The organism is Pseudomonas sp. ICMP 8385 (genome assembly GCF_002699915.1).
Taxonomy (GTDB): Bacteria; Pseudomonadota; Gammaproteobacteria; order Pseudomonadales; family Pseudomonadaceae; genus Aquipseudomonas; species Aquipseudomonas gessardii.
In genome coordinates this window covers 36,860-59,039 of record NZ_LKBY01000097.1, presented here as the reverse complement: position 1 = coordinate 59,039, position 22,180 = coordinate 36,860, and the positions used below count along the sequence as shown (strand labels likewise).

Here is a 22,180-nt window from a genome sequence, read left to right as displayed (position 1 = left end):
GCCGCCCCGTCGGTGGTTGTGGCGAGTCAGCGGAAATCCCGCTGCTCGCGAATGATCGTGTAAGCGCTATGCAGCTCCCGCGTGCGCTCCGTGGCCTCGCGCACTTGCGCCGGGCTGGCGCCGTTGCCGGCGATCTTGTCCGGGTGATGGCGGCTGAGCAGCCGTCGGTATGCACGCTTGATGACTGCAGGCTCTGTCGTGGCGCTCACCCCGAGAATCCGCAAGGCTTCCTGGTAAGTGCTACCGCGAGTGGCCAGGGGCCTGCGCTCCGGTTCGTAGTCGTGGGCCAGGGCCTGGAGCTGTTGCGGCGTCCATCCCAGCCATTTGCCCCAGAGCTCAATCAGGTCGCGTTCTGCAAGACTGGCCTTGCCGTCGGCCCAGACCATGCGCCAACAGGCGCGCAGCACGCCTTCCGCCGCATGGGGCTGGGCCTTGAGCACACGCAGGTAACTGCGCACGCGATCCGTCCCCGATTTGCCCCGGTTGAACGCAGCAATCGCCCGGCGCTGGGCCGGCTCGGTCATGTCCAGCGCGCGCATCTCCACCCGCGCCTGCTGGATATGCCCGTCCACCACCCGCCCATTGCTTTTGGCCAGGCGGCCCAGCAACACAAACAGCAGTTCGTCATTACGCAGCGCCGGACGGCCGCCCAGGCGCTCACGCAGTTGCGCCCAACTGTGCAATTGCAGGCGCCGGTCCAGCGCCTGGCCCAATAGCCCGCCCAACATGGCCCCCGGAATGCTGGCGATGGCAAACCCCGCCCCGGCGCCGATCAGAGTCCCTGGCCACAGCATCTTACTGGCCCACGGTCAGCAGCGTTTCAACCTGCGCCAGGCGCTCCAGCGTACCGACGTCAATCCAGCGTCCATCCATGTGCTCCCCCGAGACCAAGCCTTGAGCCATCGCTGTGCGCAACAAGGGCGCCAGCTTGAAGGCACCGGCGCTGCAACCCGCGAACAGCTTGGGGTGCAGCACCGAAATGCCACTGAAGGTCAGGTTATCGGCACCGGGCGCTGCATCATGAAGCAAACCGTCCTTGATATAGAAATCGCCACCACTGGGGTGATGGGCCGGGTTGTCGACCATCACCAGGTACGCCAGGCCAGCGGGCGGCTGCTTGAGGCGGGAGAAATCGTAGTCGGTCCAGATATCGCCATTGACCACCAGGAACGGCTCGTCTCCCAGCAGGGGCAAGGCCTGGAAAATCCCGCCACCGGTTTCCAGCGGTTCGCCTTCGGGCGAATACTGGATGCGCAGGCCGAACTGCGCGCCATCCCCCAGGTAACCCTCGATTTGCTGGCCGAGCCAGGCATGGTTGATGACGATCTCGGTGAACCCGGCTTTGGCCAGTGCCTCCAGGTGGTACTCGATCAGGCGCTTGCCACCGGCCTGGACCAGTGGCTTGGGGGTATGCAGGGTCAGCGGGCGCATGCGCTCGCCCTTGCCGGCCGCCAGGATCATGGCCTTCATACAACAACCTCGGCCGGTTGGCGCAGGCTGGCCAGCAACTCGCCCAGGTCGGCCAGTTCCGCACGCTCGGCCAGCACCGCTTCTATATAGGCAAAGAAGCGCGGCACGTCCGCCAGGTAGCGCGGCTTGCCATCACGGTGACAGATACGCGCAAAGATACCGATAACCTTGAGGTGACGCTGCACCCCCATCAAGTCGCTGGCCCGCAGGAAATCTTCAAAATCCGCCTGAACCGGGATGCCCAATTGGCCAGCACGCTCCCAGTAACTGCGCTGCCATTCACGCACCCGCGCCTGGGGCCAACTGAGGAAGGCGTCCTTGAACAGGCAGGTAATGTCGTAGGTCACGGGGCCGTAGACCGCATCCTGGAAATCCAGCACGCCTGGGTTCGGCACGCTGATCATCAGGTTGCGCGGCATATAGTCGCGATGCACCAGGACCTTGGGCTGGGCCAGGGCGCTGTCGATCAACACCTGGCTGACCCGCTGCCACAGGGCCGACTGCTGGTCGTCGAACTCGATGCCCAGGTGCCGGCGCACGTACCACTCAGGGAACAATTCCAGTTCCCGGCGCAATAACGGCACGTCGTAGCTGGGCAAGCCGGCATCCATCGGCAATTGCTGGAAAGCCAACAGCGCGTCGATGGCAGGGGCAAATAATTGATCGGCATTTTCGCCGTCAATCACATCCAGGTAGGTGTTTTTGCCCAGGTCATTGAGCAAAAGAAAGCCCTGGGACAGATCTTCGGCATATATTTGCGGAACATTTATGCCAGATTTTGCCAGCATTCGAGCGATATCGACGAAAGGTTTGCAGTTTTCCTGGGGGGGCGGGGCATCCATCACGATCAATGTGCGACCTTCGCCCTGCCAACGGAAGTACCGTCTGAAACTCGCGTCGCTGCTGGCCGCAGTCAATGTAGCCGGGGGTACGGCGCCCCATCCCTGGGTATGGAAAAGCTCGGGCAACTGCTGATCAAGCCAGACTTTCAGGTGTTGCAAACGTAGATCTTGGTCGGGCATTACAAGGGTCTCCGACGGCGCTAGCCGTCAAGCGGGTCATGCTTTATTATCACGCATCTTTTTCAGACCATCGAGAGGCGTGCGGCCCACACCGCGGGCAGATGGCACGCAGGAAGCCCGGACTAATAAGATGGCATTGAAATCCCCCGCGTTTCGTAGAAAATTTCCGTTGCTGGTAACCGGCAGTCTGCTGGCCATGCAACCTTTCGCCACCTCACTCGTGGTCGCCGCCGAACAGTATGACTGCTCAGTCTCTGCTTCGGGTGCCTGGGATTGCGCGCCAAAGGCCAGCGCAGCCCCTTTGCCACCGCGTCCGGTGCATGACGGCAGTGCCGTCAGCTCGGCCAACAGCACGCCGCAAGGCGAAGCTGCGGGTGCCGAAGCCGTGCCGCAGACCAAGCTGGTCACCGAATCCAAGGGCCGTGGCCTGCGTTCGCGCAGTGCCGACTACAGCCACCTGGACTGGGTCCCCCGCGAGAAACTCACCGCCGCGCAACTGGCCGAAACCGGTCCTTATTGCGCCGGTGCGTACATCGAGCCGATCCGTCCCGGCATGAACGACAAGACGGACAAGAGCGACGCACCGACCTTCATCGGTGCCAAGGCCTCTCGTTACGAGCAGGAAACCCAGGTCGCAACCCTGGCCGGTGACGTGGTCATGCGTCAGGGCAGCATGCAGGTCGAGGCCCAAGAGGCCAGCCTGTACCAGGCCGAGAACCGTGGCGAGCTCAACGGTAACGTGCGTATGCGCGACAATGGCGCGCTGATCGTCGGCGACCATGCCCAGGTCCAGCTGGACACCGGCGCCGCGCAGATCGACAACGCCGAATACGTGATGCACAAATCGCGCATCCGCGGTAACGCGCTGTACGCCAAGCGCGCCGAAAACGCGATCATCCGTCTCAAGGACGGTACGTACACCACCTGCGAGCCAGACAGCAATGCCTGGCAACTGCGCGGCAACAACATCACGTTGAACCCGGCCACCGGTTTCGGTACGGCGACCAACGCGACGTTGCGGGTCAAGAACATCCCGATCCTGTACACCCCGTACATCTACTTCCCGATTGATGATCGCCGTCAGTCCGGTTTCCTGCCGCCGAGCTACAGCTCTAGCGGGGAAAGTGGCTTTACCCTGGTAACGCCTTACTACTTCAACCTGGCACCGAACTACGATGCCACGTTGTACCCGCGTTATATGGGCAAGCGCGGCATGCTGTTGGAAGGCGAGTTCCGCTACCTCACCAAGTCCAGCGAAGGCCAGGTCGGCGGTGCCTACCTGAACGACGACAACGACGAGCGCCGCAAGCAGACGGATTACGAGAAAACCCGCTGGATGCTTAACTGGCAGCACAAGGGCGGCCTGGATTCGCGCGTCATGACTGAAGTCGACTACACCGACATCAGCGACCCGTACTACTTCCAGGATCTGCGGACCGACCAGATTGGTGTTGAAAGGCGCGATGCGCTTAATCAGCAAGCTGCCGTGAACTATCGCGGTGACAACTTCAACGCACGCCTGAACCTGCAAGCGTACAAGTTGGCGACGATCTCCCAGATCACCCCGTACAACCGCTTGCCGCAGATCACTTTCAACGGTTCGCTGCCATACCATCCTGGCGGGCTGAATTTTGCCTATGACGCAGAAGCGGTAAGGTTTGACCGGGATCTTGAGACCGGGGACTTTACCGATAAATATGGCATCAATACCCAGCGCCTTGACACCTATGTCACTGGGCTTACCCGGGCCAACGGCACACGGTTGAATATGGCGCCAAGCGTTTCGCTGCCGATGACCTCAAGCTACGGTTTCATTACGCCGAAGCTCAAGTATGCCTACACCAAGTACGATCTTGATCTTGACGGTACAGGCAAGGCACAAATGGTCGCTGCTGGCCAGGAGTTCAAGAGCTCTCAAAACCGCTCCATCCCGATTGCCAGTGTCGACAGCGGCCTGTACTTCGACCGCAGCACCCAGTGGTTTGGCAAGAACTACAACCAGACCCTGGAACCACGCCTGTTCTACCTCTATGTTCCAGAGAAAGACCAGGACGATATCCCGGTGTTCGACACCAGCGAAACCTCGTTCAGCTACAGCTCGCTCTTTCGCGACAACCGCTTCTCGGGTTCTGACCGGATCGGCGACGAAAACAAACTGTCCCTGGGCGTAACCAGCCGCTGGATCGAAGAAAACGGCTTTGAACGTCAACGCGTTTCCGTCGGCCAGGCGCTGTACTTCAAGGATCGCGAAGTGCAACTGCCAGGGATCGTGGCTGCCGATCGCGCTGACTCACGGTCGGACGTCTCGCCAATCGCCCTGGACTACGAGTTCCGCTTTAATCGCGACTGGCGCGCCACCGCCGACTACAACTGGGACACCGAGGAGCACGCTCCACGCTCCGGTAGCGCCATGTTCCACTACCAGCCGGAAGACAACCCTAACAAGGTTATCAACGTTGGTTACCGCTATCGCAATGACCAGGTGGTATACAACCAGCTGACCGGCAAATGGCAGTTTGGCGGCGACTACAGCGTCCCTTCGGACACCGCGAACTACGTGAAGGATTACTACAAAATCCAGCAACACGACTTCTCGATGATGTGGCCGATCATTCCACAGTGGAACCTGATCACCCGCTGGCAGTATGACTATGCACGCAACCGTACCCTGGAAGCCTTTGGTGGTTTCGAGTACGACAACTGCTGCTGGAAACTGCGTGTAATCAACCGTTATTGGGTTTCCAACGACGAATACACCCAGATCGCCCCGCTGAACGAAAAAGGCGACCACGGGCTCTTCCTCCAAATCGTCCTCAAGGGACTCGGCGGCCTGACTGGCGCCAAGGTAGAGAGCTTCCTCGAAAAAGGCATCCAAGGTTATCGTGAACGTGAAGATCAAGCTTTCTGATTGTCTGCGCCCGCTGATGCTGGGCGCGCTGTTCCTGGGCACTGCAGCGGCGCACGCTGGCGTGCAACCGTTGGACAAGGTGGTGGCCATCGTCGATAACGACGTGATCATGCAGAGCCAACTCGACCAACGGGTCAAGGAAGTTCAGCAAACCATCGCCAAGCGTGGCGGTGGCGTGCCACCGACCAGCGTCCTGGACCAGCAGGTGCTAGAGCGCCTGATCGTCGAAAACCTGCAATTGCAGATTGGCGACCGCTCGGGCATCCGTATCACCGACGAAGAACTGAACCAGGCTGTCGGCACCATCGCTCAACGCAACAACATGAGCATTGATCAGTTCCGCGCCGCCCTGGCCCGCGACGGTTTGTCCTATGAGGACGCCCGCGACCAGATCCGCCGCGAAATGATCATCAGCCGTGTGCGGCAGCGCCGTGTGGCCGAGCGCGTGCAGGTATCGGAGCAGGAAGTGAAGAACTTCCTGGCCTCGGACCTGGGCAAGATGCAACTCTCCGAAGAGCTGCGCCTGGCCAATATCCTGATCCCGACGCCAGACAGCGCCAACGCCGAGCAACTCAATGCTGCGGCCGCGAAGACCCAGGCGATCTATGACCGTCTCAAGGCCGGCGCCGACTTTGCCCAAATGGCCATTGCCCAGTCCGGCAGCGACAACGCCCTCGAAGGCGGTGATATGGGCTGGCGTAAAGCCGCTCAATTGCCACCACCGTTTGACCGTGAGCTGAGCGCCATGGAAGTGGGTGGTATCACCCAACCTGCACGCACGCCTGGCGGCTTCATCATTCTCAAGTTGCTGGAGCGTCGCGGCGGTGAGACTTCGCTGAAAGACGAAGTGCATGTCCGTCACATCCTGGTCAAGCCAAGCGAAATCCGCACCGAGGCACAAACCAAGGAGCTGGCGCAAAAGATCTATGAGCGCATCGAAGGCGGCGAAGACTTTGCCACCCTGGCCAAAAGCTTCTCGGAAGATCCGGGGTCGGCCCTTAATGGCGGCGACCTCAGCTGGATCGATCCACGGGCCCTGGTGCCCGAGTTCCAGCAAGTCATGAACGAGACGCCGCAAGGTGTGCTGTCCAAGCCGTTCAAGACCCAATATGGCTGGCACGTCCTGGAAGTCCTTGGCCGCCGCGCCACCGACAACACCAGCCAGGCCCGTGAGCAACAAGCGCTGACCGTACTGCGTAACCGCAAATACGACGAAGAGCTGCAAACTTGGTTGCGTCAGATCCGTGACGAAGCCTACGTAGAAAACAAGCTGCCTGGCGCCGAACCGACAGGCACCGACCAGGCAGCCCAGTGAAACCCCAGCGTTTCGCGTTGACACCCGGCGAGCCGGCCGGCATAGGTCCAGACCTGTGCCTGCTGCTCGCCTCGCAAGCCCAGCCTCACCCCCTGATTGCCATTACCAGCCGCGACCTGCTCCTTGAGCGGGCCGCGCAACTGGGCGTGGCTGTCGACTTGCTGCCCGTCTCACCGGGCAACTGGCCCGACCAGCCGGCCCCCGCGGGCAGCCTGTACGTGTGGGACACCCCGCTACAGGCCAAGGTGGTCGCCGGGCAACTGGACAAGGCCAACGCCGCCTTCGTCCTGCACACCCTGACCCGCGCCGGGCAAGGCTGCCTCGACGGCGACTTCGCCGGGATGATCACCGCGCCGGTGCACAAAGGCGTGATCAACGAAGCCGGTATCGCCTTCTCCGGCCATACCGAGTTCCTGGCCGAGCTGACGCACACCGAACAAGTGGTGATGATGCTGGCAACCCGCGGCCTGCGCGTGGCACTGGTGACCACTCACCTGCCCTTGCGCCAGGTTGCCGATGCCATCACCCCGGAACGCCTGGAGCGCGTAACGCGCATCCTGCACGCCGACCTGCAACACAAATTCGGCATCGCCCAGCCGCGAATCCTGGTGTGTGGCCTCAACCCCCACGCGGGTGAAGGCGGCCACCTGGGCCATGAAGAAATCGACATCATCGAACCCACACTAGAGCGCCTGCGCCAAGACGGCATGGACCTGCGCGGCCCATTGCCTGCGGACACTCTGTTTACCCCCAAATATCTGGAGCACTGCGATGCAGTGCTGGCGATGTACCATGACCAGGGGCTGCCCGTGCTGAAATACAAAGGCTTCGGCGCCGCAGTCAACGTGACCCTGGGCCTGCCGATCATCCGCACCTCCGTCGACCATGGCACCGCCCTGGACCTGGCGGGCAGCGGCAAGATCGATACCGGCAGCCTGCACGTGGCCCTGGAAACCGCCTATCAGATGGCCGAGACCCGTATATGACCGAGCATTACCAACACCGGGCGCGCAAGCGCTTCGGGCAAAACTTCCTGCACGATGCCGGCGTTATCGACCGCATCCTGCGCTCCATCCATGCCAAGCCTGAAGACCGCCTGCTGGAAATCGGCCCGGGCCAGGGCGCCCTCACCCAGGGCCTGCTCAACAGTGGTGGGCAACTGGATGTGATTGAGCTGGACAAGGACCTGGTCCCGATCCTCAACCAGCAATTTGCCGGCAAGTCCAACTTCAACCTGCACCAGGGCGATGCATTGAAGTTCGACTTCAACAGCCTCAATGCGGCCCCCCACAGCCTGCGGGTGGTCGGCAACCTGCCATACAACATCTCTACACCGCTGATCTTTCACCTGCTGAACAACGCCGGGATCATCCGCGACATGCATTTCATGTTGCAGAAGGAAGTGGTCGAGCGCCTGGCGGCCGGCCCTGGCGGTGGTGATTGGGGTCGCCTGTCGATCATGGTCCAGTACCACTGCCGGGTCGAGCACCTGTTCAATGTCGGTCCGGGTGCGTTCAACCCGCCGCCAAAAGTGGACTCGGCGATTGTGCGCCTGGTGCCTCACGCGGTCCTTCCGCATCCGGCCAAGGATCATCGCCTGCTGGAACGGGTGGTGCGCGAAGCGTTCAACCAACGCCGCAAGACCCTGCGCAATACACTCAAGGCCCTGCTGAGCAACGCCGAAATCGAAGCCGCCGGTGTCGACGGCAGCCTGCGCCCAGAGCAGTTGGACCTGGCGGCGTTCGTGCGCCTGGCGGACCAGTTGGCGATTCAGCCTGCACCCATCGCCGACTGAGCCATCGTCAGCCAGCCCCTACAAGGGAGCGCACCAGGTCAGACACATATCTGGCCTAGTGCCCACCTCATGGCCTAGACTGAGCCGCATCTGCTGTCCTCCGCTTTTGCTCTTAAGGCCTCTTGCATGTCCGATCCTCGCTATCAGATCGACGTCAGCGTCGTCACCCGCTTCCTGGCGGAACAATCGCAACCCGAACAGAATCGCTTTGCCTTTGCCTACACCGTCACGGTGAAGAACAATGGCCAGGTGCCCGCCAAGCTCCTGTCGCGGCACTGGGTCATCACCGACGGCGACGGCCATGTCGAGGAAGTGCGCGGGGCCGGTGTCATCGGCCAACAGCCTCTGATCGACAGCGGCGCCAGCCACACCTACAGCAGTGGCACCGTGATGACCTCCAAGGTCGGCACGATGCAAGGCAGCTACCAGATGCTGGCCGAAGACGGCAAGCACTTCGACGCCATCATTGCCCCCTTCCGCCTGGCGGTGCCCGGAGCCCTGCACTGATGGCAACCTATGCTGTCGGCGACCTGCAAGGCTGCCTGGAGCCGCTCAAACGCCTGCTTGACCGGGTAGCTTTCGACCCGGCCAGGGATCGCCTGTGGCTGGTGGGCGACCTGGTCAACCGCGGCCCGCAATCCCTGGAAACCCTGCGCTACCTGTATCGCCTGCGCGATTCCCTGGTCTGCGTGCTGGGCAACCACGACCTGCACCTGTTGGCGGCAGGCAATAATATCGAGCGCCTGAAAAAGGGCGACACCCTGCGGGAAGTCCTCGAGGCCCCGGATCGCGCCGAGTTGCTCGACTGGCTGCGCCGGCAAAAGCTCGTGCATTACGATGAGAGCCGTAATACCGCCCTGGTGCATGCCGGCATCCCACCGCAATGGACCCTGAAAAAAGCCCTTAAATGTGCCGCCGAGGTCGAAGCCGCCCTGGCCGATGACACCCTGTTCGCCACCTATCTGGACGGCATGTACGGCAATGAACCGCTGAAGTGGGATAACGACCTGACAGGCGCCGCCCGCCTGCGGGTCATCACCAACTACTTCACGCGCATGCGTTTCTGCACCGCCGAAGGCAAACTCGACCTCAAGAGCAAGGAAGGCGCCGAAACCGCCCTGCCCGGCTACAAACCCTGGTTCGCCCACCCGGAACGCAAGACCCGCGACACGAAGATCATCTTCGGTCACTGGGCCGCCCTTGAAGGGCACTGCGACGAACCCGGCGTATTTGCCCTCGACACCGGTTGCGTGTGGGGCGGGGCCATGACCCTGATGAACATCGACACCGGCGAGCGCCTGAGCTGCCAGTGCCAATCCCCCCTTCCCGTTACACTGCCGGCTGCCGCCAAGCGCTAGACGCCGCTTGCCGCCCGCCCAAGGAGCCCGCCATGAGTGAATTCAAACGTATCCCTCCCGAACAAGCCCTGGCCCTGCGTGAGCAAGGCGCCGTGGTGGTGGATATCCGTGATCCCCAGGCCTACGCGCTGAACCACATCAAGGGCGCACGGCACCTGGACAACCACAACATTGCCGATTTCATCCGTGCCGCCGACCTCGACGCCCCCGTGATCGTGGCCTGCTATCACGGCAACTCCAGCCAGAGTGCGGCGGCTTATCTGGTCAGCCAGGGCTTCTCCGATGTCTACAGCCTGGACGGCGGCTTTGAGCTGTGGCGTACGACGTATCCTGCGGAAATGGTTAGCGGCGATTCGCAATAATTTTTTTCAAACCCCGCTACCCCGCGTGACGCTTGGGCTCGCGCCGTTTCTGACGAACGGCGCGCCCAAACTAATTGGGCATCTCGCCTTGACCTCCCGGATTCCCAACTATCATTAAGCGCAGGCCATCCAAAACAGGGGAGAGCCGGTACACCGGCGTGCGGGTCATCGGTAGCGTTTCAGGGTGTTCTGGGGGGAAATGGCCACGGCAAACGCCAATGGCTGCCAGCATCGACTGATTGATCCAGCGTCGGCTCCAGGTATCGAGCGAGGTGACGACGTCATGAGTATTTTTAGCCACTTCCAACAACGCTTCGAGTCCACACAGCAAGAAGAACTCACGCTGCAAGAGTATCTTGAGCTGTGCAAAAAGGACCGCAGCACCTACGCATCTGCCGCCGAGCGCCTGCTACTGGCGATTGGCGAGCCGGAACTGGTAGACACCGCCAACAACTCGCGGTTGTCGCGAATCTTCTCCAACAAGGTGATCCGCCGCTACCCGGCCTTTGAAGACTTCCATGGCATGGAAGAATGCATCGACCAGATCGTCTCCTACTTCCGCCATGCCGCCCAGGGCCTGGAAGAGAAGAAACAGATCCTTTACCTGCTCGGCCCCGTGGGCGGCGGTAAATCTTCCCTGGCCGAAAAACTCAAGCAACTGATTGAAAAGGTGCCGTTCTACGCGATCAAGGGCTCTCCGGTGTTCGAGTCGCCCCTTGGCCTGTTCAACGCCACCGAAGACGGCGCGATCCTCGAAGAGGACTTCGGTATCCCACGGCGCTATCTCAACACCATCATGTCGCCCTGGGCCACCAAGCGCCTGGCCGAATTCGGCGGCGATATCAGCCAGTTCCGGGTGGTGAAACTCTATCCGTCGATCCTCAACCAGATCGGCGTGGCCAAGACCGAACCGGGGGATGAGAACAACCAGGATATTTCGGCGCTGGTGGGCAAGGTCGATATCCGCAAACTGGAGGAGTTCCCGCAGAACGACGCTGACGCCTACAGCTACTCGGGCGCACTGTGCCGGGCCAACCAGGGCCTGATGGAGTTCGTGGAGATGTTCAAGGCGCCGATCAAGGTGCTGCACCCACTGCTCACCGCGACCCAGGAAGGCAACTACAACAGCACCGAAGGCCTGGGGGCGATTCCGTTCACCGGCATCTTGCTGGCCCACTCCAACGAATCGGAGTGGCACACCTTCCGCAACAACAAGAACAACGAAGCCTTCATCGACCGGATCTACATCGTCAAGGTGCCGTACTGCCTGCGGGTCAGCGATGAAATCAAGATTTACGACAAGCTGCTGTTCAACAGCTCCCTGGCCAAGGCCCATTGCGCGCCAGACACCCTGAAGATGCTCGCCCAGTTCACCGTGCTGTCGCGCCTCAAGGAACCGGAAAACTCGAATATCTACTCGAAAATGCGCGTTTATGACGGGGAGAACCTCAAGGACACCGATCCCAAGGCCAAGTCGATCCAGGAATACCGCGACACGGCGGGCGTCGATGAGGGCATGAACGGCCTGTCGACCCGCTTCGCCTTCAAAATCCTGTCCAAGGTCTTCAACTTCGACCCCCATGAGATCGCCGCCAACCCGGTGCACCTGCTCTATGTGCTGGAGCAGCAGATCGAACAGGAACAATTCCAGGCTGAAACCCGCGAGCGCTACCTGCGCTTCCTCAAGGAGTACCTGGCGCCACGCTATATCGAGTTCATCGGCAAGGAAATCCAGACCGCCTACCTGGAGTCCTACAGCGAATACGGCCAGAACATCTTCGACCGCTACGTGCTGTACGCCGACTTCTGGATCCAGGACCAGGAATACCGCGACCCGGAGACCGGCGAGATCCTCAACCGCGTAGCCCTCAACGAAGAGCTGGAAAAGATCGAAAAACCGGCCGGCATCAGCAACCCGAAGGATTTTCGCAACGAAATCGTCAACTTCGTACTGCGCGCCCGGGCCAACAACAACGGCAAGAACCCTACCTGGCTCAGTTACGAGAAGCTGCGGGTGGTCATCGAGAAGAAAATGTTCTCCAACACCGAGGATCTGCTGCCGGTCATCAGCTTCAACGCCAAGGCCAGCAAGGAGGACCAGCAAAAACACAACGACTTCGTGACACGAATGGTCGAGCGCGGCTACACCGACAAACAGGTGCGCCTGCTCTCCGAGTGGTACCTGCGGGTTCGCAAATCGCAGTAAGGCAGCGACAAGCGCATGCTGCCGGGCCCCTGGCCTGGCAGCTGACCGCTTGTCTCTAAGCTTCCAGCTCGCGGCTTGAAGCTTGTAACGTGAAGCTGCCCGGAGGGCTCCCTATGAGCTATGTGATCGACCGACGCCTCAATGGCAAGAACAAGAGCACGGTAAACCGCCAGCGTTTCCTGCGGCGCTACCGTGACCACATCAAAAAAGCCGTCGAAGAAGCGGTGAGTCGCCGCTCCATTACCGATATGGAGCACGGCGAGCAGATCAGCATTCCCGGCCGGGATATCGACGAACCGGTACTGCATCACGGCCGTGGCGGCAAACAGACCGTGGTTCATCCGGGAAACAAGGAATTCACCTCCGGCGAACACATCCAGCGCCCTCAAGGCGGTGGCAGCGGCAAAGGCCCGGGCAAGGCCGGTAACTCCGGCGAAGGCATGGACGAGTTCGTATTCCAGATCACCCAGGAGGAGTTTCTCGAATTCATGTTCGAGGACCTGGAACTGCCCAACCTGGTCAAACGAAACCTGACCGGCACCGACACCTTCAAGACCGTCCGCGCCGGTATCAGCAACGAGGGCAACCCCTCGCGGATCAATATCATCCGTACCCTGCGCTCGGCCCACGCGCGACGGATTGCCCTGTCTGGCAGCAGCCGCGCCAAACTCAGGGAGGCCAAGGAGGAACTGGCGCGCTTGAAGCGCGAAGAACCAGACAACTTCGGCGATATCCAGGAAATCGAAACGGAAATCGAGAAACTCAGCGCACGTATTCACCGCGTGCCGTTCCTCGACACCTTCGATTTGAAATACAACCTGCTGGTCAAGCAACCCAACCCCAGCTCCAAGGCCGTGATGTTCTGCCTGATGGACGTTTCCGGCTCCATGACCCAGGCGACCAAGGACATCGCCAAGCGCTTCTTTATCCTGCTGTACCTGTTTCTCAAGCGGAACTACGACAAGATCGACGTCGTCTTCATTCGCCATCACACCAGTGCCCGCGAGGTCGACGAAGAAGAGTTTTTCTATTCGCGGGAGACTGGCGGCACCATCGTGTCCAGCGCGCTGAAGCTGATGCAGGAAATCATGGCTGAACGCTACCCAGCCAACGAATGGAACATCTACGCCGCCCAGGCCTCCGACGGCGACAACTGGAACGACGACTCGCCCGTCTGCCGCGACATCCTGATCAACCAGATCATGCCGTTCGTGCAGTACTACACTTATGTGGAGATTACCCCCCGCGAGCACCAGGCCCTGTGGTTTGAATACGAACGCATCGGTGAAGCCTTTGCCGACACCTTCGCCCAGCAACAACTGGTCTCGGCCGGCGATATCTATCCGGTCTTCCGTGAACTCTTCCAGCGCAGGTTAGTGACATGACCGCCAAAGAGCATAAGCGCCAACCCATTTCCACAGGGTCCGAATGGACTTTTGAACTGATCCAGGCCTATGACCGGGAAATCAGCCGCATTGCGGCCGGTTATGCCCTGGATACCTATCCCAACCAGATCGAAGTGATCACCGCCGAGCAAATGATGGACGCGTACGCCTCGGTGGGCATGCCCCTGGGCTATCACCATTGGTCCTATGGCAAGCACTTCCTCAGCACCGAGAAGTCCTACACCCGCGGCCAGATGGGGCTGGCCTATGAAATCGTGATCAACTCCGACCCGTGCATTGCCTACCTGATGGAAGAAAACACCATCTGCATGCAGGCACTGGTGGTGGCCCACGCGTGCTATGGCCACAACAGCTTTTTCAAGGGCAACTACCTGTTCCGCACCTGGACCGACGCCAGTTCGATCATCGATTACCTGGTATTCGCCAAGCAGTACATCATGCAATGCGAAGAGCGCCACGGGATCGACGCCGTGGAGGATCTGCTGGATTCCTGCCATGCCCTGATGAACTACGGCGTGGACCGCTACAAGCGCCCCTACCCCATTTCTGCCGAGGAGGAACGGCTTCGGCAGAAGGATCGTGAAGAGCATTTGCAAAAGCAGATCAACGACCTGTGGCGCACCATCCCCAAACGCGCCGACAAGAACAGCGACAAGGACAATGCACGCTTCCCCGTCGAACCCCAGGAAAACATCCTGTATTTCCTGGAAAAACACGCGCCGCTGCTGGAGCCCTGGCAGCGGGAAATCGTGCGGATCGTGCGCAAGATCGCCCAGTACTTCTACCCGCAACGCCAGACCCAGGTGATGAACGAGGGCTGGGCCACGTTCTGGCACTACACCCTGATGAACGACCTCTACGACGAAGGCCTGGTGACCGACGGCTTCATGATGGAGTTCCTCACCTCCCATACCAGCGTGGTCTTCCAGCCAGGCTTCGACAGCCCCTACTACAGCGGCATCAACCCCTATGCCCTGGGCTTTGCCATGTATCGGGATATCCGGCGCATGTGCGAACACCCCACCGAAGAGGATCGCCGCTGGTTCCCGGAGATCGCCGGCAGCGACTGGCTATCGACCATCAAGTTCGCCATGAGCAGCTTCAAGGACGAGAGCTTTATCCTGCAGTACCTGTCGCCCCAGGTGATTCGCGATCTCAAGCTGTTCAGCATTATGGACGACGACCTCAAGGACGACCTGCTGGTGCCCGCGATCCACGACGAAGCCGGTTACCGCACCATCCGCGAAACCCTGGCGGCCCAATACAACCTGGGCAACCGCGAGCCCAACGTGCAGATCTACAGCATCGATATGCGCGGGGATCGCTCCCTGACCCTGCGCCACCAGCAACATGACCGCAAACCCCTGGGAGAGTCTACGGACGAAGTGCTCAAGCACCTGCACCGGCTATGGGGCTTCGATATCCACCTGGAGACCCTGCAAGGCGACCAAGTGATGAAGACCCACCATGTTCCGCCGCGCAACGAACACAACGACAACGATTACGGCCGCCTGGACCTGGCCGTGGTTCACCTTTGACGCAGCAATGCCTCCATTGGCCTGGCGCAGGCGTTATCCTGTAGGGCTAATGGAGGCTTTTTCATGCAAATCTACACAGTCGGTGGAGCGGTACGTGATCGCTTGCTGGGCATTCCCGTGACCGATATCGACCGGGTCGTCGTCGGGGCCACCACCGAAGAAATGCTCGCCAGGGGCTATCGGCCCGTGGGTTCTGACTTTCCGGTGTTCCTGGACCCAGACAACAACGAGGAGTACGCCCTCGCCCGTACCGAACGCAAAAGCGGCCGGGGCTATGGCGGCTTTGTGTTTCATGCCAGCCCTGACGTCACCCTCGAACAAGACCTGATCCGTCGCGACCTGACCATCAACGCCATGGCCGAAGACGACGACGGCAACCTGACCGATCCGTACAACGGCCAACGCGACCTGCAAGCCCGGGTGCTGCGCCACGTTTCCCCGGCGTTCGCCGAAGATCCCCTGCGTGTACTGCGGGTTGCACGGTTTGCCGCACGTTATGCCAGACTCGGTTTTACTATCGCCCCCGAAACCCTGGAGTTGATGCGCCAGCTCAGTGACTCCAGCGAACTGGAAGCCCTGACGCCGGAACGCAGTTGGAAGGAAATTTCCCGGGCCCTGATGGAAGATCAGCCGCAGGTATTTATCCAGGTACTGCGCGACTGCCATGCCCTGAAAACCCTGCTGCCGGAAGTGGATGCGCTGTTTGGTGTGCCCCAACCCGAAGCCCACCATCCCGAGATCGATACCGGCATCCATACCCTGAGCGTGCTGGAGCAGGCCGCCCTGCACGCCCAACCCCTGACCGTGCGCTGGGCCTGCCTGCTGCATGACCTGGGCAAGGGCCTGACCCCTGTGGATAAGTTACCCAGGCATATCGCTCACGAACAGCGGGGCCTGAAGCTGATCAGGGCGGTCAATGAACGCTTCAAAGTGCCAAAAGACTGCCAGGAACTGGCGCTACTGGTCGGCGAGTATCACACCCATGGCCATCGGGCACTGGAGCTGAAAGCCTCGACCCTGCTGGAATTGCTGCAGAGTTTTGACGTATTCCGCCGGCCACAGCGCTTTGAAGAGTTTGTCGTCGCCTGCGAAATGGACGCGCGAGGCCGCAAGGGCCTTGAGCAGCGAAGTTATCCACAGGCGGATTATTTACGGGGTGCCGCACAGGTGGCACGAGGCGTTGCAGTGGCGCCACTGCTGGAGAAAGGCTTCAAGGGCCCGCAACTGGGCGAAGCCCTCAAGCGCGAACGGCTCAACGCCCTGAAAGCCTACAAAGAACAGCATTCAGTGTAGGAGCGGGCTTGCCCGCGATGGCGTCAGTAATATCACCGCAAGCCAGAGCGGCAAGCCGACGCCTACAGGTCCGGGGTGAGCTGCTGGTCGCGCCATTTGAAGGCAACCGGGGCCAGCACCTGATCGATCTGCGCGTCGCGCCACAACGCGGCAAACGTCTTGCCCACTTCAGGATGCACGCGCTCGGGCGCCATCAACGACAGCGGCCACAGCACAAAGGCGTTCTTCAGGATTTCTGCGCGTGGCAACACCAGCCCATCGAAATTACCCGTCAGGTCGCCATACAGCAACACATCGATATCCAGGGGCAGGCCCTTGCGATCTGGCGCATAACGGCCATTGTCGGCCTCGATGGATTTCAAGCGGCGATCCAACTCCATCAACGGCAAATCGGTGTACGCCGAGACCACCAGGTTGAAGAACGGCCCGCTCTTGATCCCCACCGGCTGACTTTCAAATACGGCGGAACAGCGCATATCAGTCAAAAAGCCATCCAACGCCTCAAGACCCGCATGCAAATGGGGCTCGCGCTCGATATTGCTGCCAAGGCCAAGGTAAACCTGAGTTAGCGACATCCGCGCTCGATCTCCACGCCCACGCCCTTGGCAGCCGGGACGGCACCGGGCTTGGTCAACTTGAGGCGCAGCCAGGGGATCTGGAATTCTTCCATCAAGACCTGCGCCAGGCGTTCGGCGAACGTTTCCACCAGTTGGAATTGCGCCTGCGCAGCAAAGGCCTGGATACGCGTGGAAACACTGGCGTAATCGAGGGCCAGGGTCAGGTCATCACCGGCTGCGGCCGGGCGATTGTCCCAGGCGAAACTCAGGTCCAGGCGCAGGCATTGACGGATACCTCGCTCCCAGTCGTAGGCCCCGATCACGGTGTCGACTTCCAGGCCTTCGATAAACACTCTGTCCAAGCACTCTTCTCCACAGCACGACAAGGGCGCAATGCCCCGTTAGAATCAAGGCGTCCTCGCCCGGAATAGTTAGCATGTCTTGGTTACTGGCGACCCTCGCCTACCTGCTCGGCTCGCTGTCCTTTGCCATCTTGCTCAGCCGCCTGACGGGAAGTCCCGACCCGCGCATGGGTGGCTCAGGCAATGCCGGCGCCACCAATATGTTGCGCCTGGCCGGCAAGAAACTCGCCGTACTCACGCTGCTTGGCGACGTCTGCAAAGGCCTTTTACCCGTACTGATCGCCGACCTCGCCGGCCTTTCCCTGCAACAACAGGCCTGGATCGGCGTGTGTGCCGTGCTCGGCCATCTGTTCCCGCTGTACTTTCGCTTTCGCGGTGGCAAGGGCGTCGCGACGGCGGCCGGCATGCTGCTGGGGATCTATCCACCGGCGGCGCTGCTGGCGGTGCTCGCCTGGCTGCTGACGTTCTACCTGACCCGCACCAGCTCCCTTGCGGCATTGATCGCCACCCCCCTGACCCTGCCATTGCTGGCCTGGCAGGAGCCTGCGGCCCTGCTGCCGATGAGCGTACTCACCCTGCTGATTGTATGGCGCCATCGCGGCAATTTACGCGACCTGTTTGCCGGGCGCGAACGGCATTTTTAAATACGCCCGCTGAACCCGGCTCATATTCGTCGCTCACAACGGCGGCAACTGCTCCATCGGCCAGCGCGCCTGCACGCTGATGGCCAGGCTCTCATGCTGGCCAGCCTGCAAGCGCTGGCAGCCGGCGAAGGCAATCATCGCGCCGTTATCGGTGCAGAACTCGGGGCGCGCGTAGAACACCTCGCCCTTGAGGTCGCCGAGCATCTTTTCCAGTGACAGGCGCAACGCCTTGTTCGCACTGACGCCTCCAGCGATGACCAGACGCTTCATACCGGCCTGCTTCAAGGCGCGCTTGCACTTGATGGTCAAAGTCTCCACCACCGCCTGCTGGAACGCCAGAGAGATGTCGCAACGGGCTTGCTCGCCGTCGTCCCCGGCGCTGACGCTTTGCTGCCAGGTGTTCAAGGCAAAGGTTTTCAGGCCGCTGAAGCTGAACATCAGGCCAGGGCGATCGCACATCGGACGCGGGAAGGTATAGCGCCCGGGCACGCCTTTTTCGGCAAGGCGCGCGATTTCCGGGCCGCCGGGATAATTGAGGTCCATCATCTTGGCGGTCTTGTCGAACGCTTCACCGGCAGCATCGTCCAGGGTTTCGCCCAAAAGCGTGTACTGACCGATTCCGTCGACCTGAACCAGCTGCGTATGGCCACCGGAAACCAACAAAGCGACGAACGGGAACCCAGGCGGGTTTTCTTCCAGCATCGGTGCCAGTAAATGGCCTTCCATATGGTGCACGCCAAGGGCTGGAATGCCCCAGGCAAATGCCAGCGCCTGGGCACAGGAAGCCCCAACCAGCAGGGCCCCGACCAATCCTGGGCCGGCGGTGTAGGCGATGGCATCGATCTCGGTGGCAACGCAATCGGCCTCGTCCAGCACCTGGCGAATCAATGGCAACATGCGTTTGACATGATCACGGCTGGCGAGCTCCGGCACCACGCCGCCATAGGCCCGATGCAAGTCGATCTGACTGAACAGTGCATCGGCCAAAAGCCCGCGTTCACTGTCGTAAAGCGCGACGCCGGTCTCGTCGCAGGAGGTTTCTAAGCCCAGTACTAACATGGGTTTGCGCCTTGTAGAGGCTGAATTTGAAGGCGCGCATAATAGTCGCCACTTCCCTTCCCGACTAGCGGTTTTCGATCAGAGGCTTTGCATTCCGGGCAATGAGGGGTTAACATCCGCAACCCTTAAAAACCGACGACCTCAGCCGCGAATTTTTTGCGACGAGAACGTTGATTCCCGGTAATGAAAGAAGGTAGCTCTGGATGCCAGCCGTCAAAGTAAAAGAGAACGAACCCTTCGACGTAGCTCTGCGTCGTTTCAAGCGCTCCTGCGAAAAAGCCGGTGTTCTGGCTGAAGTTCGTAGCCGCGAATTTTATGAGAAGCCAACTTCTGAGCGTAAGCGTAAGGCAGCAGCCGCTGTTAAGCGTCACGCCAAGAAAGTTCAGCGCGAACAGCGCCGCGCCGTTCGTCTGTACTAATACACAGACGTTCGTAGCAAGCTTCTGCCAAGCCCGGCCCTCAGCCGGGCTGTTGGCATTTGCGGATATCGCTTGATGCTTCACCGTCGACGCCGCCCATGCGACCGAGACAAAGCTTCACACGTCAGGACTGGCTCTTTTGCCAGCGGTGCACGTCTCTTCTGACGAGCCTATCAAGGCTACTGACGAGCACACTTATTTTCCAGGCAGGCGATCAATAGGTCGACTGTGCCCCATGATGAGCTTCCGAGGCCGCCATTGGCCGTGACCGGACTCCAGGGCAACACTTTCAAACACGTCGAAGACTGATTGGAACTAACGTCAGTGAATGCTCGACAGATACACTTCCTGACAGCCCAAACAGACAATCGATGATCAAGCCGCCGCTATCGGGCGCCTTGAGTGCGTCACGGGCCCTCATTTACACGCAGTGATGACGAGAACGCCATGGCCGGGCTAATTCCCCAGAGCTTTATTGACGACCTTCTGAACCGCACCGACATCGTCGATGTTGTCAGCTCGCGCGTGCAAATGAAAAAGGCCGGCAAGAACTACACCGCCTGCTGCCCGTTCCACAAAGAAAAGACCCCATCGTTCAGCGTCAGCCCTGACAAGCAGTTCTACTACTGCTTCGGCTGCGGCGCGGGCGGCAATGCCCTGGGCTTTATCATGGACCACGACAACCTGGACTTCCCCCAGGCCGTCGAGGAACTGGCCAAAGCCGCCGGCATGGAAATCCCCCGCGAAGAAAGTGGTCGACCGCACAAACCGCGCCAACCCACCGACTCGCCGCTGTACCCGCTGCTCACCGCCGCCGCCGAGTTCTATCGCCAGGCCCTGAAAAGCCATCCGCAACGCAAGGCCGCCGTGGACTACCTCAAGGGCCGTGGCCTGACCGGGGAAATCGCCCGCGACTTCGGCCTGGGCTTCGCCCCGCCAGGCTGGGACAACCTGTACAAACACCTGAGCAGCGACACCCTGCAGCAAAAAGCCATGATCGACGCCGGCCTGCTGGTGGAAAACGCCGAGACCGGCAAGCGCTATGACCGTTTCCGCGACCGGGTGATGTTCCCGATCCGCGACAGCCGTGGCCGCATCATCGCCTTTGGCGGTCGGGTACTGGGTGACGACAAACCTAAATACCTGAACTCCCCGGAAACCCCGGTATTTCACAAGGGCCAGGAACTCTACGGCCTGTTTGAAGCGCGCAAGAACAACCGCAACCTCGATGAAATCATCGTGGTCGAAGGCTATATGGACGTCATCGCCCTGGCCCAGCAAGGCCTGCGCAATGCCGTGGCGACCCTCGGCACCGCTACCAGCGAAGAACACATGAAGCGCCTGTTTCGCGTGGTGCCCAGCGTGCTGTTCTGCTTCGACGGCGACCAGGCCGGCCGCAATGCCGCCTGGCGCGCCCTCGAAGCCACCCTGTCGAGCCTGCAGGATGGGCGCCGTGCGCGCTTCCTGTTCCTGCCCGAAGGCGAAGACCCGGACACCCTGGTGCGCTCCGAAGGCACCGATGCGTTTCGCGCACGTATCCACCAGCACGCACAACCGCTGGCCGATTACTTTTTCCAGCAACTGACCGAAGAGGCCGACCCGCGCTCCCTCGAAGGCAAGGCCCACATGGCCACCCTCGCAGCACCGCTGATCGACAAGGTGCCCGGCGCCAACCTCAAGGCCCTGATGCGCCAGCGCCTGCTGGAAATCACCGGCCTGAGCGGCGAGGCGGTCAGCCAGCTGGTGCATAGCGCGCCCCAGGAGGCACCACCGGCCTACGACCCGGGCTTTGACTACGACGCCATGCCGGACTACGCCGACTTTCACCAGCCTCAAGAAGCCTTTGTGCCTCAACAGGACTGGACACCGAAGAAACCCGGTGCCGGCGGCAAGAAATGGGACAAAAAGCCCTGGAGCAAAAACGGCAAGCGCGGCGACCGCGACGAGGCCTACGCCCCGCGCACGCCGGTGGCCGTAGAGGCCCCGACGCTGATTGCCCTGCGCACCCTGATCCACCACCCGCAATTGGCGGGCCGGGTGGAAAGCGCCGAACATTTTGCCAATGAGAGCAATACCTACGCCCAGGTGCTGATTGCCCTGATCGAGGCCGTGCAGAAAAATCCTAAGCTAAACTCAATCCAGTTGATGGCCCGCTGGCATGGCACCGAGCAAGGGCGTCTTTTGAAAGCACTCGCAGAAAAGGAGTGGTTAATTGACGGCGACAACCTTGAACAACAGTTTTTAGACACCATTACAAGGTTATCTGCGGGTCAACATACGCAGACCCTCGATGAGCTCATCAAGAGAGCAAGGCAGCCGGGATTGTCGGCTGAAGAGCAAATTCAGATAGCAAAACAGATGCGCGACCTCTTAAAACAGAATGTTTCCGCATCAAACCCGACCTCAGCTGGCGTGTGAGGTCATAGCTCGGGTATAATCCTCGGCTTGTTTTTTGCCCGCCAAGAC

At 60.6% G+C, this 22,180-nt stretch carries 20 protein-coding genes; 14 read left to right on the top strand and 6 right to left on the bottom strand.

Going from position 1 to position 22,180, the window contains the following annotated elements:
* Positions 1 to 26: 26 nt before the first annotated feature.
* The 3 genes from AO268_RS13985 to AO268_RS13975 are packed head-to-tail and all read right to left on the bottom strand — an operon-like array spanning position 27 to position 2,492.
* Positions 27 to 794: a DnaJ domain-containing protein gene (locus tag AO268_RS13985; RefSeq protein WP_099168999.1), complete on the bottom strand. Its 768-nt coding sequence runs from the start codon at positions 792 to 794 to the stop codon at positions 27 to 29.
* 1 nt (position 795) lies between these two features.
* Positions 796 to 1,470, bottom strand: a complete 675-nt coding sequence (gene murU, locus AO268_RS13980) for an N-acetylmuramate alpha-1-phosphate uridylyltransferase MurU (protein ID WP_099168998.1) — start codon at positions 1,468 to 1,470, stop codon at positions 796 to 798.
* A complete protein-coding gene (locus tag AO268_RS13975) occupies positions 1,467 to 2,492 on the bottom strand; it encodes an aminoglycoside phosphotransferase family protein (protein ID WP_076962228.1) in 1,026 nt (341 codons plus the stop codon). Before AO268_RS13975 ends, murU begins: the two co-directional genes overlap by 4 nt.
* A 130-nt stretch (positions 2,493 to 2,622) precedes the next feature.
* Between AO268_RS13975 and AO268_RS13970 the strand changes: the two genes are divergently transcribed.
* The 11 genes from AO268_RS13970 (at position 2,623) to AO268_RS13920 (ending at position 16,673) form a co-directional block, all read left to right on the top strand.
* Positions 2,623 to 5,400 (top strand): LPS-assembly protein LptD, encoded by a 2,778-nt coding sequence (locus tag AO268_RS13970; RefSeq protein WP_076962229.1) that lies wholly within the window; start codon positions 2,623 to 2,625, stop codon positions 5,398 to 5,400.
* Entirely contained in the window at positions 5,381 to 6,715 is a 1,335-nt protein-coding gene (locus AO268_RS13965) for a peptidylprolyl isomerase (RefSeq protein ID WP_169865948.1), read from the top strand. Before AO268_RS13970 ends, AO268_RS13965 begins: the two co-directional genes overlap by 20 nt.
* A complete protein-coding gene (gene pdxA / locus AO268_RS13960; protein ID WP_076962231.1) occupies positions 6,712 to 7,701 on the top strand; it encodes a 4-hydroxythreonine-4-phosphate dehydrogenase PdxA in 990 nt (329 codons plus the stop codon). Before AO268_RS13965 ends, pdxA begins: the two co-directional genes overlap by 4 nt.
* Positions 7,698 to 8,510 carry a 16S rRNA (adenine(1518)-N(6)/adenine(1519)-N(6))-dimethyltransferase RsmA gene (gene rsmA / locus AO268_RS13955; RefSeq protein ID WP_076962232.1) on the top strand — a complete coding sequence of 271 codons (813 nt, stop codon included), beginning with the start codon at positions 7,698 to 7,700 and terminating at the stop codon, positions 8,508 to 8,510. The genes pdxA and rsmA overlap by 4 nt, the downstream gene beginning before the upstream one ends.
* 126 nt (positions 8,511 to 8,636) lie before the next feature.
* On the top strand, positions 8,637 to 9,017 hold the full coding sequence (gene apaG, locus AO268_RS13950) for a Co2+/Mg2+ efflux protein ApaG (protein WP_076962233.1): 381 nt from the start codon (positions 8,637 to 8,639) through the stop codon (positions 9,015 to 9,017).
* Positions 9,017 to 9,868 (top strand): symmetrical bis(5'-nucleosyl)-tetraphosphatase, encoded by an 852-nt coding sequence (locus AO268_RS13945; RefSeq protein ID WP_099168997.1) that lies wholly within the window; start codon positions 9,017 to 9,019, stop codon positions 9,866 to 9,868. The genes apaG and AO268_RS13945 overlap by 1 nt, the downstream gene beginning before the upstream one ends.
* Positions 9,869 to 9,900: 32 nt before the next feature.
* Complete coding sequence (gene glpE, locus AO268_RS13940) at positions 9,901 to 10,230, top strand: thiosulfate sulfurtransferase GlpE (RefSeq protein WP_099168996.1); 330 nt, start codon at positions 9,901 to 9,903, stop codon at positions 10,228 to 10,230.
* Between the two features lie 283 nt (positions 10,231 to 10,513).
* Complete coding sequence (locus AO268_RS13935; RefSeq protein ID WP_076962236.1) at positions 10,514 to 12,436, top strand: PrkA family serine protein kinase; 1,923 nt, start codon at positions 10,514 to 10,516, stop codon at positions 12,434 to 12,436.
* Positions 12,437 to 12,549: 113 nt separating this feature from the next.
* A complete protein-coding gene (locus AO268_RS13930) occupies positions 12,550 to 13,821 on the top strand; it encodes a YeaH/YhbH family protein (RefSeq protein WP_099168995.1) in 1,272 nt (423 codons plus the stop codon).
* Positions 13,818 to 15,380 (top strand): SpoVR family protein, encoded by a 1,563-nt coding sequence (locus tag AO268_RS13925; protein WP_038443818.1) that lies wholly within the window; start codon positions 13,818 to 13,820, stop codon positions 15,378 to 15,380. Before AO268_RS13930 ends, AO268_RS13925 begins: the two co-directional genes overlap by 4 nt.
* A 63-nt stretch (positions 15,381 to 15,443) precedes the next feature.
* Positions 15,444 to 16,673 (top strand): multifunctional CCA addition/repair protein, encoded by a 1,230-nt coding sequence (locus AO268_RS13920; RefSeq protein WP_099168994.1) that lies wholly within the window; start codon positions 15,444 to 15,446, stop codon positions 16,671 to 16,673.
* 62 nt (positions 16,674 to 16,735) lie between these two features.
* Here the strand turns inward: AO268_RS13920 and folK are convergent, their stop codons facing one another.
* Both folK and folB read right to left on the bottom strand, forming a co-directional pair.
* Complete coding sequence (gene folK / locus AO268_RS13915) at positions 16,736 to 17,248, bottom strand: 2-amino-4-hydroxy-6-hydroxymethyldihydropteridine diphosphokinase (protein ID WP_076962239.1); 513 nt, start codon at positions 17,246 to 17,248, stop codon at positions 16,736 to 16,738.
* Positions 17,239 to 17,592, bottom strand: coding sequence for a dihydroneopterin aldolase (gene folB / locus AO268_RS13910; protein ID WP_076962240.1), 354 nt, complete (start codon positions 17,590 to 17,592; stop codon positions 17,239 to 17,241). Before folB ends, folK begins: the two co-directional genes overlap by 10 nt.
* A 74-nt stretch (positions 17,593 to 17,666) precedes the next feature.
* Here folB and plsY point away from each other — a divergent pair, with 74 nt between their 5' ends.
* The gene (plsY, locus tag AO268_RS13905; protein ID WP_076962241.1) at positions 17,667 to 18,236 is read left to right on the top strand and encodes a glycerol-3-phosphate 1-O-acyltransferase PlsY; all 570 of its coding nucleotides are present in this window, start codon (positions 17,667 to 17,669) and stop codon (positions 18,234 to 18,236) included.
* Between the two features lie 33 nt (positions 18,237 to 18,269).
* Here plsY and tsaD read toward each other — a convergent pair whose 3' ends face one another.
* Entirely contained in the window at positions 18,270 to 19,295 is a 1,026-nt protein-coding gene (gene tsaD, locus AO268_RS13900; protein WP_076962242.1) for a tRNA (adenosine(37)-N6)-threonylcarbamoyltransferase complex transferase subunit TsaD, read from the bottom strand.
* A gap of 203 nt (positions 19,296 to 19,498) precedes the next feature.
* Between tsaD and rpsU the strand changes: the two genes are divergently transcribed.
* Positions 19,499 to 19,714 (top strand): 30S ribosomal protein S21, encoded by a 216-nt coding sequence (gene rpsU, locus AO268_RS13895; protein ID WP_002551877.1) that lies wholly within the window; start codon positions 19,499 to 19,501, stop codon positions 19,712 to 19,714.
* Positions 19,715 to 20,161: 447 nt separating this feature from the next.
* Positions 20,162 to 22,132 carry a DNA primase gene (gene dnaG, locus AO268_RS13890; RefSeq protein ID WP_076962243.1) on the top strand — a complete coding sequence of 657 codons (1,971 nt, stop codon included), beginning with the start codon at positions 20,162 to 20,164 and terminating at the stop codon, positions 22,130 to 22,132.
* Positions 22,133 to 22,180 lie beyond the last annotated feature (48 nt).